This is a genomic window from Streptococcus oralis (assembly GCF_001578945.1).
GTDB classification, from domain to species: Bacteria; Bacillota; Bacilli; order Lactobacillales; family Streptococcaceae; genus Streptococcus; species Streptococcus oralis_Q.
In genome coordinates this window covers 230,422-240,001 of sequence record NZ_KQ969552.1, presented here as the reverse complement: position 1 = coordinate 240,001, position 9,580 = coordinate 230,422, and the positions used below count along the sequence as shown (strand labels likewise).

The 9,580-nt window shown below is 40.2% G+C and carries 10 protein-coding genes, 1 tRNA gene and 1 pseudogene; 9 read left to right on the top strand and 3 right to left on the bottom strand.

Annotated features, from left to right (window positions below; genetic code table 11):
- Positions 1-244 (bottom strand): prepilin peptidase (locus SORDD16_RS06595; protein ID WP_164966497.1); only part of this gene is annotated, 244 nt, incomplete at its 3' end.
- Between the two features lie 69 nt (positions 245-313).
- Here SORDD16_RS06595 and SORDD16_RS06590 point away from each other — a divergent pair.
- On the top strand, positions 314-769 hold the full coding sequence (locus SORDD16_RS06590; RefSeq protein ID WP_061452807.1) for a GNAT family N-acetyltransferase: 456 nt from the start codon (positions 314-316) through the stop codon (positions 767-769).
- 46 nt (positions 770-815) lie between these two features.
- Here SORDD16_RS06590 and SORDD16_RS06585 read toward each other — a convergent pair.
- Both SORDD16_RS06585 and SORDD16_RS06580 read right to left on the bottom strand, forming a co-directional pair.
- A tRNA-Lys gene (locus tag SORDD16_RS06585) sits at positions 816-888 on the bottom strand.
- A 263-nt stretch (positions 889-1,151) separates the two neighbouring features.
- The gene (locus SORDD16_RS06580; RefSeq protein ID WP_061452806.1) at positions 1,152-2,423 is read right to left on the bottom strand and encodes a replication-associated recombination protein A; all 1,272 of its coding nucleotides are present in this window, start codon (positions 2,421-2,423) and stop codon (positions 1,152-1,154) included.
- Between the two features lie 115 nt (positions 2,424-2,538).
- On the opposite strand from SORDD16_RS06580, the gene SORDD16_RS06575 reads away from it, so the two are divergent.
- The 8 genes and pseudogenes from SORDD16_RS06575 to SORDD16_RS06540 all read left to right on the top strand — a co-directional run.
- Positions 2,539-3,009, top strand: coding sequence for a DUF3013 family protein (locus tag SORDD16_RS06575; RefSeq protein ID WP_061452805.1), 471 nt, complete (start codon positions 2,539-2,541; stop codon positions 3,007-3,009).
- A gap of 18 nt (positions 3,010-3,027) precedes the next feature.
- Positions 3,028-4,095: a M50 family metallopeptidase gene (locus SORDD16_RS06570; RefSeq protein WP_061452804.1), complete on the top strand. Its 1,068-nt coding sequence runs from the start codon at positions 3,028-3,030 to the stop codon at positions 4,093-4,095.
- A gap of 1 nt (position 4,096) precedes the next feature.
- Positions 4,097-4,522 carry an NUDIX hydrolase gene (locus SORDD16_RS06565; RefSeq protein WP_061452803.1) on the top strand — a complete coding sequence of 142 codons (426 nt, stop codon included), beginning with the start codon at positions 4,097-4,099 and terminating at the stop codon, positions 4,520-4,522.
- A 7-nt stretch (positions 4,523-4,529) separates the two neighbouring features.
- Positions 4,530-6,191, top strand: a complete 1,662-nt coding sequence (locus SORDD16_RS06560) for an RNA-directed DNA polymerase (protein ID WP_061452802.1) — start codon at positions 4,530-4,532, stop codon at positions 6,189-6,191.
- Positions 6,192-6,938 carry a hypothetical protein gene (locus SORDD16_RS06555; protein ID WP_061452801.1) on the top strand — a complete coding sequence of 249 codons (747 nt, stop codon included), beginning with the start codon at positions 6,192-6,194 and terminating at the stop codon, positions 6,936-6,938.
- 14 nt (positions 6,939-6,952) lie between these two features.
- Positions 6,953-7,903 (top strand): 50S ribosomal protein L11 methyltransferase, encoded by a 951-nt coding sequence (prmA, locus tag SORDD16_RS06550; RefSeq protein WP_061452800.1) that lies wholly within the window; start codon positions 6,953-6,955, stop codon positions 7,901-7,903.
- A 1-nt stretch (position 7,904) separates the two neighbouring features.
- Positions 7,905-8,648, top strand: a complete 744-nt coding sequence (locus SORDD16_RS06545; RefSeq protein WP_061452799.1) for a 16S rRNA (uracil(1498)-N(3))-methyltransferase — start codon at positions 7,905-7,907, stop codon at positions 8,646-8,648.
- A 10-nt stretch (positions 8,649-8,658) separates the two neighbouring features.
- Positions 8,659-9,580: pseudogene (locus tag SORDD16_RS06540) on the top strand (oligoendopeptidase F family protein); the annotation flags it as partial.

The following is a 9,580-nucleotide window of genomic DNA, read 5'->3' as shown; positions in this document are numbered from 1 at the left end:
GGAGTCCCAAGCCAAGTTCAAAGAGGGCATACCAAATAGGATAGCGAATCTTGCAGTAGCGACAGCGAAAGCGACCAATTACTTGAGAGATAATCGGAATCAAATCCAGTGGTCGCAAGCGAGTCTGACAGGAATCGCAGTGGCTAGCTGGTCGAATAATGGATTGCTCAGGAAAACGATCAATGACCAAACCAAGAAAGGAAGCGAGAATGCTCCCGACAAGAAAAAAATAAAGATCAATCATACTTATCTATTCGTAAAAAATAGGAGAAGTAGTATAATAAAGAAACATTGATAAGATGGTGAGGTCAAGATGATGATTCGTTTTGAAGAAAATGTGAGCATAGAAAACGCTCAGCTCATATGCCAATGGTCCAACTCCCTTGGCAAATCCTTTCAAGAACAATGGATGGGAACAATGATTCCTTTTCCCTTAACAATTCAAATCTTGCAAGATTTGGAAGGAATCTTTTCAATCTTTGATGGACAAGAGTTTGTGGGGCTTATCCAGAAAATCAGGCTAGAAGACAGGAATCTTCATATAGGGAGATTTTTTATCAACCCCCAGAAACAGGGGCAGGGATTAGGAAGTCAGGCTTTAAGGAAATTTGTTAGTTTGGCCTTTGAAAATGAAGACATAGATACTATTTCTCTAAATGTCTACGTGGCAAATCAAACAGCTTACAATCTTTACCAAAAAGAAGGATTTGAAATCGTTCAAATGGTTGAAACACCTATACGAAAATACATCATGAAAAAGGGTAGATAGAAAGTAAAAAAGCCTTGATTCAAGGCTTTTTCCTGTTGTATTTAGATGCCCCCTGCAGGGCTCGAACCTGCGACCCATAGATTAAGAGTCTACTGCTCTACCAACTGAGCTAAGAAGGCAAATAAAAAGCTGTATTGGTGCCGAAACTTCACGGTTTGTATTGAACCCGCGCAATTAAGCAGGTGGGCAACTCGCTCTAACTGAAGCTGTTTCCGTGTGAGACGGCCTACATGCTGTTAGAAGACTTTTGTTTCCCTAATAATACAAAAAATAGTCGGTCAACACTTAAGTGTGAAGTCGTACACCACAGCGTTTCTATGTTTATATGATACCACTTTTTCAAAAAAAATCAAGAGGAAAATGCAATTTTTTGAAAAGGATTTCACAAGTTTCGTAATTTATCAATGGTTTCCTTGCGTTGTGCCAAGGCTCGTTCGTATTTGCCAGTATCTTCTGGAGTAAAATAGTGGTGATTTTGGATTTTTTCAGGGAGATAGTCTTGCTTGACCCAATTTCCAGGATAGGTGTGTGGATAGAGATAATCTTGGGCGTTGCCCAGTTCCTTGCTTCCACTGTAGTGACCATCACGCAGGTGGCGAGGGATAGGCAAATGCCCTGATGTTTTGAGGTCAGCAAGGGCCTTATCCATAGCCATATAGGCTGAGTTGGATTTGGGAGAAAGGGCCAAATCAATCACCACATTGGCAATGAGGATGCGAGCTTCTGGGAAGCCAATCTTCTGGGCGGCATCTAGAGCAGTCACGGTATGAATCTGGGCATCGGGATTGGCGAGGCCGATATCTTCATAAGCGATAACGGTCAAGCGACGAGCGAGACTAGGTAGATCACCAGCTTCGATTAAACGGGCAGCGTAGTGGAGACTGGCATCCACATCCGAACCACGGATGGACTTTTGCAGGGCCGAGAGGACATCGTAGTGACCGTCCCCATCCTTGTCCATAGTAATATAGCTTCGTTGGAGGCTATTTTCCATGATGTCAAGCGTGATATGGCGGATGCCTTTATCATTTGCTGGAGTCGAGAGAACAGCCAAATCTAGTGAATTAAAGGCAGAACGCAGATCCCCGTTTGTAGAGGTCGCGATAAAATCAAGGGCATTCTCATCTAGCTCAACTGGGAAATCAAAGCCACGTTCAGGGTCAGTTAGAGCGATTTGAATCGCCTCTTTGACGTCTTGATTGGACAAGGGTTCTAACTCAAAAATCTGGACGCGACTGCGAATGGCTGGAGTGACAGAAAAGAAAGGATTTTCAGTCGTAGCGCCAATCATGATGACCAGTCCACTTTCTAAGAGTGGAAGGAGAAAGTCTTGCTTGGTTTTATCTAGTCGGTGAATCTCGTCTAGCAGGAGAACTAGTCCTCCAGAGAATTTAGCCTCTTCAGCGATTTCTTGGAGACGTTTTTTACTATCAACTGTCGCATTAAAGGTCCGAAAAGCATACTTGGTGGTTCCAGCGATGGCAGAGGCGATACTGGTCTTTCCGATTCCTGGAGGTCCGTAGAGAATCATGGAGGACAGACGATTGGCTTCCACCATGCGACGAATAATTTTTCCAGGGCCGACCAGATGCTCCTGACCGATGACCTGATCGATGGTTTTAGGGCGCATGCGAAGCGCGAGATTGTCTGGCATAGCAGTCCTTTCTAACATGGATTTTCTGATGTATATGTGGTAAGATGGTAGTATCTATTTTAGCATATTTCCGAGCAATCGGGGCGATTAAAGAGTCGCATAGAAAGAGGACAAAATGGCAACATACGGATTTTTAGATGTTTTAGAGGAAGAGTTGGACAAGAACTTTCCCTTTGACTATGAGATTAGCTGGGATAAGCGCAACCACGCAGTTGAAGTGAGTTTTCTATTGGAAGCGCAAAACGCTGCAGGAGTTGAGATGGTGGATGAAGACGGAGAGGTTTCGTCAGACGATATCCTCTTTGAGGAAGCGGTGCTTTTTTACAATCCTGCAAAGTCAACGGTTAACGTAGAAGACTATTTGACTGTCATCCCTTACCTGCCTAAAAAAGGTTTCTCTCGTGAGTTTTTAGCTTATTTTGCCCTTTTCCTCAAAGATACTGCCGAGGTTGGGCTAGATGCGCTCATGGACTTTTTGGAAGACCCAGAAGCAGAAGAATTTGTCATGGAATGGAACCAAGAAATTTTTGAAGAAGGAAAAGTTGGCTTGGAAGAGGGAGAATTTTATCCTTATCCGAGATACTAGGAGTTTGGAGAAGGTAGTATGAAAAAATTTGGGACGTATTTGGTTTATGTGCTAGCTTTTGTCTTTATTATGCTAGCTTTTGCTTGTGGCACTATCGCATTTGCAGAGTTGGGGTATTCCGCAGTTTTAGTCTTTACTTTTGGTTATGCATTTGCTCTTCTAAGCATATATTTAATCTTTATTCTTCATGAGCTGGGTCATGCTTTTTGTGGCTACTTGACAGGCTATCGGTTGGTGGCTTTTGGATTAGGACATTTTCTTTTGACCAAAAAATCAGGCAGGTTTCATCTTAGTCGAACAGCCGTTCTGAAAAATGTTGGTGCTCAGTATATTGGTTTAAAGGAGGACGAAAGTGATCAAAGAATCATCATGATGCTTTCAGGAGGCTTGATGGTTCATCTCAGCTTGATATTATTGGCGATATTGTTTGGATTTTTGACAAAAAGTTGGTATTTTGCTGGTACTTGGATTTTTCTGAATTTGTCTTTCTTCCTAAGCAACGCTTTGCCAGTCGGCATCACCGATGGAGCAAAGATCTGGGAATTGCGACAACACCCTGAAAATATCAAATACGCTTACTTGGTGTTGAGGCATTCTGCCCAGACCCTGCTAGCTCCTCAAGGATATGATTTGAAAGACTTTATCATGCCTGTTGATGAGGATGCGAGAGGGAGTTTTGCAGAAAGTATTCAAACTCTTGAGGGAGTGGTTTTCATATTGGATGGTCATTTAGAGACAGCTAAAAAGCTATTTCAATCTTTACTAGAGAGAACAGAACACTCGCTGTCTGAAACTTTTTGCCAACTATGCCTTCTTCAAATCGCCTTGCTAGAAGGTGATAATGAGAAAGCGGAGGAATATGCAAGTATTCGAAGCGTTAAATCCTTTTTATCTCTAAAAATGGCAGATGTGCAGAGCATTCAAGCCTGGTATCAATTTAAGGTAAGGAACGACATAGCTCAAACTCGCAAGGCTATGAAGATTGCTAGACAGAAAATGAATAGCAGCCGAATGCTACGGGACGAGAAACGCTATTATGAAAACTGGTTAGCAGAGCTGGAAAAGGCATTAGCCGAAGGAGTCTAATATGGGAATAGAAATTTCTGATTTTACAGGCTGCAAGATTGCCCTCTTTTGTGGTGATAAGCTCTTAACTATCTTACGTGATGACAAGGAAAACATCCCATGGCCCAATATGTGGGAACTACCAGGTGGTGGGCGCGAAGGGGATGAAAGTCCTTTTGAGTGCGCAGCGCGTGAAGTTTTTGAGGAACTGGGGATTCGTCTGACTGAAGATTGCCTGCTCTGGAGTAAGGTGTACCCAAGTATGCTTTTTGAGGGGAAGGAATCCGTCTTTCTAGTGGGAAAGTTGGCTCAGGAACAATTTGACAAGATTGTCTTTGGTGACGAAGGACAGGGCTACAAACTGATGAGCATTGATGGGTTTCTTGGCTCAGATAAGGTTGTACCCCAGTTGCAGGATAGAGTGAGGGATTATATGGAGGAGAGGTAGTTTATATATGGAGTATAATAAATCACTGTTAGACATGTCTTATAAAGAAGCTAGAGAATTTTTTTTGAGTCCTAAATCATATTTTTCTGGGAACTTGCCATCATATTTTAATTTCAAAACTATCTTATTGAAAGCTGAAAATATCCTTAGACAAAAATCATTATCTGAAATTTTAGTAGAAGGTAGAACTCTTAATAATGAAAGCGATATAAATTATAAGATTATGTTTAACAAAGATGGGAAATATGCTTGGCGACAACTTCAAATTATTCACCCAATTCTTTATGTTGATTTGGTTAATTTGATAACGGAGGAAGAAAACTGGGAATTAATAAAAAATAAATTTTCTAGTAATCAAAATTTATTTGGAAAATATATTAGATGCATTTCTATTCCTAGAACCCCTAAAGCAGAAGGAAAGGAGATGCGTGACACTATTTTGAATTGGTGGGTTAACTCGGAACAAGCATTAATAAAAAACGCATTGGATTACAGTTGTTGTATTCAAACAGATGTTACTGATTGTTATCCCTCAATCTATACTCCTTCAATAGCATGGGCTTTGCATGGAAAAGAGGTTGCCAAAGAAGATATAAATAAAAAAGAATTACTCGGTTCTCAAATTGATCATAAATTACAACAGATGCAAGGAGATAATGTTTGCGGTATCCCCCAGGGAAGTGTTTTGATGGATTTTTTAGCAGAAGTTGTTTTAGATTATGCAGATTCTCAGTTGTATGAGCTTTTGTTACAAAATAAAATTTCTTCTAATTATCTAGTTTTTAGATATAGGGATGATTATAAAATATTAAGTAATAATTCTGAAGAAGCTAATAAAATCATGAAATTACTTTCAATGTCTTTATATGAACTGAATTTGAAAATAAACTCATCTAAAACTCTTATGTACGATGATATGATTTTAGATGGAATAAAGCCAGATAAAATTTACTGGACGACACAATATGAAAGCTTTGTAGGGTATTTTCCTAATTTGAAGGAATATAAAAAAATTGTTAGTGAACTCGAAAAAGTTAATGAAGATATTAGAGAAGATGAGGATGATCAAATTGATGATTTCTTTGATAATAAATTTTCAAGAAAACCTTATTTTAAAATTTCTATTCAAAAACATTTACTTCAAATAAAAATTTTAGGGAAAAAATTTCCTAATTGTGGTCAGTTGAGAAAAGCTTTGACTGATTTGTATAAATATAGAATTTATGATATATCAGTAAAGCCAAGAGATATTGAACAGCTAATAAGTATTGTTGTTCAAATTATGTTAGATAATCCAACAACAATACAACATTGCGTAGTGATTTTAGGTAAATTACTTAGTTTTTTTGCTGAAGATAAGTCATTGGTTAATGAAGTTCTTGATAAAATTATTTCTAAATTTTCAGGTAAGGTGAATACTGATATTGTAGAAATCTGGTTGCAGAGAATTGCGCTGTTATCTGAGTTTGATCACAACTTTTCACCAAAGATATGTACTTTCTCAAATATAAATGAGTTTTCAATTTGGAATTCTACATGGATTAAGAAAGAATTTAACTTTTCTGATCAAGATATCTTTGATACGAACGAAAAAAATCGAATTTCATATGTCGTGCCCAAACAAGAAATTGATGATTTCTCAAATTATTATCCAGAAGAGGAGGAGTAAATGTCTAGAAAAAGAAATAACAACGATTTATATACATGGGTGAAAAGAATAAAAAATGCTTTGAAGATAATTTTTTATGTTAATTTAGTGTTGCTAATCCTTAATTTTATAATTAGTTGTAATCTTATTATTGCAATGCAAATGATTGCATCTCTAGTTTTAATTTTAGGTAATTTTATTAATGATTTTTTTATTTTTCCTCGAGCAGAACAAAGAAATTTGGAGAGAAATATGGAAGATAGCTTCAGTATTTCTTTCGGTGATGATTCTATTGAAGGATATTACGACAATAACATTCCTCCATCTTTGCAAAAATTTATCGCTAATAGTTTCGAAAATATTTTCTATACAAAGAGAATATTAAATTACAGCTTTGCTAGGATATGTTTCAGACTAATAATTTATATAATAATTTTTATAGTATCAATAATTTTAGTTATATCTATAAATATCAATAATGGTTTGAAGATTTTCTTCTCAATTATTCAAATATTATTTTCTGGTCAATATATATTAGGTGTAGTAAAGAGTATTTTATATAAATACCAGATTGATACATTGTATAAAACATTTTTAAAAGAGTACAAAGCTGAAAGTTCAAGGGATTATGCTCTGCTAGGCTATGCAATTGAATACGAAGTTTTAAAATCATCGTTGAAGGTGATGCTAGATAGTAAAATTTACGAAGAAAAGAAAGATGATATCGAAAAAGACTGGGCAGACGAAAAAGAATTAATATTTAAGTAAGGGGAGAGCAACAAATGGAAACATGGCAAGAGTTAAAAGTAACAGTTAAGCGTGAGGGAGAGGAATTGGTTTCTAATCTCCTGATTGAGTTAGGCGCCCAAGGTGTTGCAATCGAAGACAGCATGGACTATGTGGGGAATGTGGACCGTTTTGGCGAGATTTTCCCAGAGGTCGAACAGCAGGAAGAAATCGTGGTGACAGCCTACTATCCTGATACGGTTGATGTGGCAGTGGTTGAGGCGGACTTGAAGGCTCGTCTGGCAGAATTGACAGACTTTATGGATCTTGGAGAGGTCAAGATGGGGACGACTGCCTTGGCTGAGGAAGACTGGGCAGACAACTGGAAGAAATACTATGAACCAGCTCGCATCACTCATGACTTGACCATCGTGCCGTCTTGGACGGACTACGAGGCGACTGCTGGGGAAAAGATTATCAAGCTGGATCCTGGAATGGCCTTTGGGACTGGGACGCATCCAACCACTAAGATGAGCCTCTTCTCCTTGGAGCAGGTTCTTCGTGGTGGCGAAACGGTGCTGGATGTGGGAACTGGTTCAGGTGTCCTCTCCATTGCTAGCTCGCTTCTGGGTGCCAAGGAAATTTTCGCCTATGACCTCGATGATGTAGCGGTTCGTGTTGCTCAGGAAAATATTGAGCTCAACCCTGGTATGGAAAATATCCATGTAGCAGCAGGCGATTTGCTTAAAGGCGTGGAGATTGAGGCAGATGTCATCGTGGCCAATATCTTGGCGGATATTCTCATTCACCTGACAGAGGATGCTTATCGCTTGGTCAAGGATGAAGGCTACCTCATCATGAGTGGCATTATCAAGGACAAGTGGGACATGGTGCGTGAGTCAGCAGAGTCAGCTGGATTTTTCCTTGAAACTCACATGATTCAAGGAGAATGGAATGCCTGTGTCTTTAAGAAAACCAAGGATATTTCAGGTGTGATTGGAGGCTAGCATGCAACAGTATTTTGTCAAAGGAAGTGCTACATCACCTATCGCCATTGAGGACAAGGAAACCAGCAAGCACATGTTTCAGGTCATGCGCCTGAAGGAAGATGATGAGGTGACCTTGGTCTTTGATGATGGCATCAAGCGTTTGGCGCGCGTGCTGGATGTGGAAAACCGTCAGTTTGAGTTGATCCAAGAATTAGCTGACAATGTGGAACTGCCAATCCAAGTGACCATCGCATCAGGCTTTCCCAAGGGAGACAAGCTCGAGTTTATCACTCAAAAAGTGACGGAACTAGGAGCCAGCCAAATCTGGGCATTTCCTGCCGACTGGTCAGTTGCCAAGTGGGACGGCAAGAAATTGGGCAAGAAAGTCGAAAAACTAGAAAAAATCACCCTTGGAGCAGCAGAACAAAGTAAACGTAATATCGTTCCAAGTATCCAGCTTTTTGAGAAAAAAGCAGATTTTCTAGCTCAGCTGGACCAGTTTGACCGCATCATCGTGGCATATGAAGAGTCAGCTAAAGAAGGAGAAGCTGCGGCGCTAGTTCAAGCGTTGACTGGGCTGGGAGAGGGTGCAAAGCTCCTCTTTATCTTTGGCCCAGAAGGCGGTCTCTCACCAGCAGAAATTGAAAGTTTTGAAGCTAAAGGAGCCGTCTTGGCAGGACTTGGCCCTCGCATCTTGCGAGCGGAAACAGCACCACTTTACGCCTTATCAGCCCTTAGTGTTTTAGTAGAATTAGAGAAATAAGAGGAAGAAAATGGAACAAAAACACCGTTCAGAATTTCCAGAAAAGGAACTTTGGGATTTAACAGCCTTATACCAAGACCGTGAGGATTTCTTGCGTGCAATCGAGAAAACGCGCGAAGACATCAACCAATTTAGCCGAGATTATAAGGGCAATCTTCATACTTTTGAGGATTTTGAGAAGGCCTTTGCGGAATTGGAACAAATCTATATCCAGATGAGCCATATCGGCAATTATGCCTTTATGCCTCAGACGACAGACTATAGCAATGAAGAGTTTGCTAATATCGCCCAAGCTGGGATGGAATTTGAAACAGATGCCAGCGTAGCCTTGACCTTCTTTGACGATGCTCTGGTGGCAGCAGACGAGGAAGTCTTGAACCGTTTGGGTGAATTGCCTCATTTAACAGCAGCCATTCGTCAGGCCAAAATCAAAAAAGCCCACTACCTAGGGGCAGATGTGGAGAAGGCTTTGACAAATCTGGGTGAGGTTTTCTACAGTCCACAGGACATTTACACTAAGATGCGAGCTGGGGACTTTGAAATGGCTGACTTTGAAGCCCATGGAAAAACCTACAAAAACAGCTTTGTGACCTATGAAAACTTCTACCAAAACCACGAGGATGCTGAGGTTCGTGAGAAATCTTTCCGTTCCTTCTCAGAAGGCCTTCGTAAGCACCAAAATACAGCTGCGGCAGCCTATTTAGCCCAAGTCAAGTCTGAAAAACTCTTGGCTGATATGAAGGGCTACGACTCAGTCTTTGATTATCTTCTGGCTGAGCAAGAAGTGGACCGTGCCATGTTTGACCGTCAGATTGACCTCATCATGAAGGATTTTGCGCCAGTTGCTCAGAGATACCTCAAGCATGTTGCCAAGGTCAATGGTCTTGAAAAGATGACCTTTGCAGACTGGAAATTGGACTTGGACAGCGCCC

What these genes read in the sequence shown, in the direction of transcription:
- prmA (WP_061452800.1), top strand. Translation starts at nt 6,953, where the DNA reads ATGGAAACATGGCAAGAGTTAAAAGTAACAGTTAAGCGTGAGGGAGAG.
- SORDD16_RS06570 (WP_061452804.1), top strand. Translation starts at nt 3,028, where the DNA reads ATGAAAAAATTTGGGACGTATTTGGTTTATGTGCTAGCTTTTGTCTTT.
- SORDD16_RS06560 (WP_061452802.1), top strand. Translation starts at nt 4,530, where the DNA reads ATGGAGTATAATAAATCACTGTTAGACATGTCTTATAAAGAAGCTAGA.
- SORDD16_RS06590 (WP_061452807.1), top strand. Translation starts at nt 314, where the DNA reads ATGATGATTCGTTTTGAAGAAAATGTGAGCATAGAAAACGCTCAGCTC.
- SORDD16_RS06575 (WP_061452805.1), top strand. Translation starts at nt 2,539, where the DNA reads ATGGCAACATACGGATTTTTAGATGTTTTAGAGGAAGAGTTGGACAAG.
- SORDD16_RS06545 (WP_061452799.1), top strand. Translation starts at nt 7,905, where the DNA reads ATGCAACAGTATTTTGTCAAAGGAAGTGCTACATCACCTATCGCCATT.
- SORDD16_RS06580 (WP_061452806.1), bottom strand. Translation starts at nt 2,423, where the DNA reads ATGCCAGACAATCTCGCGCTTCGCATGCGCCCTAAAACCATCGATCAG.
- SORDD16_RS06565 (WP_061452803.1), top strand. Translation starts at nt 4,097, where the DNA reads ATGGGAATAGAAATTTCTGATTTTACAGGCTGCAAGATTGCCCTCTTT.
- SORDD16_RS06555 (WP_061452801.1), top strand. Translation starts at nt 6,192, where the DNA reads ATGTCTAGAAAAAGAAATAACAACGATTTATATACATGGGTGAAAAGA.